The sequence below is a fragment of the Streptomyces sp. NPDC127092 genome, assembly GCF_042722475.1.
GTDB lineage: Bacteria > Actinomycetota > Actinomycetes > Streptomycetales > Streptomycetaceae > Streptomyces.
The window spans coordinates 1-1,526 of the sequence record NZ_JBHXFE010000144.1 but is presented as its reverse complement, the minus strand read 5'-3'; the positions used below and the strand labels follow the sequence as shown (position 1 = coordinate 1,526).

The following is a 1,526-nucleotide window of genomic DNA, read 5'->3' as shown; positions in this document are numbered from 1 at the left end:
CCCCTCGCCCAGCTCGCTGAGAAGTACGCCCGTGACGTGCGGCTCGCCTCCACGAGCGGGGTCTTCGCCGAGCCGGAGGCGCAGCTGACGGTCCCGGTCTCCGAGTTCCTGCGCGCGTTCTCCTCCGTCACCGGGATTGGGGACCTCAGCCTGCTGCGAGAGGCCCAGCTCGACGGCGTGCGCCCGGACTTCGCCGCCCTGATCGACGGTCGCCCCTGCGGATGGGTGGAACTCAAGGCACCCGGCCACACGGTCATCGGAGAGAAGTGGCGCGGCCGGGAGAAGGGCCAGTGGGACCTGCTCTCCCAGCTGGACGCGCTGCTCGTCTCGAACGGAGACGAGATCGCCCTCTATGTCTCCGGCTCCCCTGTGGACACCGCGTTCCTGCCCATCGACGGCGTCGCAGGCTGGGACGCGGACCGCCTGCGCACCGTCCTGGAACAGTTCACCCTGGCCCAGCCCCGGCCGATCACCCGAGTGGGCCAGCTCGCGGACCGCCTGGCCCCGCTGGCCCGCTTCCTTCGAGAGCGCCTCCAGGAAGGCCTGTCCAACAACTACCGCTCGGTGCGGGAGGCGAAGGCGGCCTGGGACCACACGGTGCACCACACGACCACGGACGCCCAGTTCGCGGGCGACGTCGCCCAGGTGGTGGCCTACTCCATGGCCATCGCCGGTCTCTCCGGCCAAGCGGACCGGAACGCCGACGGCGTGGTGACGCTCGAGGAGGCCAAGCACGCCTTGGAGACGGCCCACCGCAATGTTCTGGCGGCGTCCCTCGGACCGATCATCGGCATCCCGGCGCTCATGGAGTACATCGCCCCGGAGGTCGGGGCCATCATGCGGCTGGTGTCCAGCATGGACGTGGCCGCCATCGAGCGCTCCACGGACTCCCGTGGTGAGCCGTGGCTGTGGTTTTACGAGGACTTCCTCCAGCGCTACGACCCGGCCGCCCGTAACCGCGCGGGTGTCTACTACACGCCGATCAGTGTGGTGCAGTGCCAGGTGCGCGTGGTGGACGCGCTGCTGCGGGAACGTTTCGGTCAGACCCTGGGCTTCGGTGCCCCCTCGGTGGTGACGCTGGACCCCGCGACGGGCTCCGGCACCTACCCGCTGGCGGTCATCGACCGCGCGGAGGCAGCGGCCCGGGAGGAACGCGGCCCGGCGGGGGTGGCCCAGGTGGCCAAGAACCTCACGAAGAACCTGCTGGCCTTCGAGCTGCTGCCCGGCCCATACTCGGTGGCGCACCTGCGCATCGGCCAGCGGCTCGCTGAGGCGCAGGGTCACGCCTTCCAGGCGGAGGAGATCGGCGTGTACCTGACGGACACCCTGGAGGACCCCTCGGCGGGCATGGCGGAGGGGCTATTCGGCGACGCGCGGGTCCTCGCCGAGGCCGCCGAGGCGGCCCGCCGGATCAAGCGGGACCGGCGCATCACCGTGGCCATCGGCAACCCGCCCTATGACCGGGTGACCTCCGGCACCGGCGGCTGGGTGGAGCACGGGGACGGCGAGGACGCGCTGTTCGACGA

The 1,526-nt window shown here is 71.2% G+C and carries 1 protein-coding gene; it reads left to right on the top strand.

Annotated elements, in window-relative coordinates; all coding sequences use genetic code 11:
* Positions 1-1,526: N-6 DNA methylase (locus ACFWJO_RS38085; RefSeq protein ID WP_386872735.1), on the top strand; the 1,526-nt coding region annotated here is incomplete at both ends.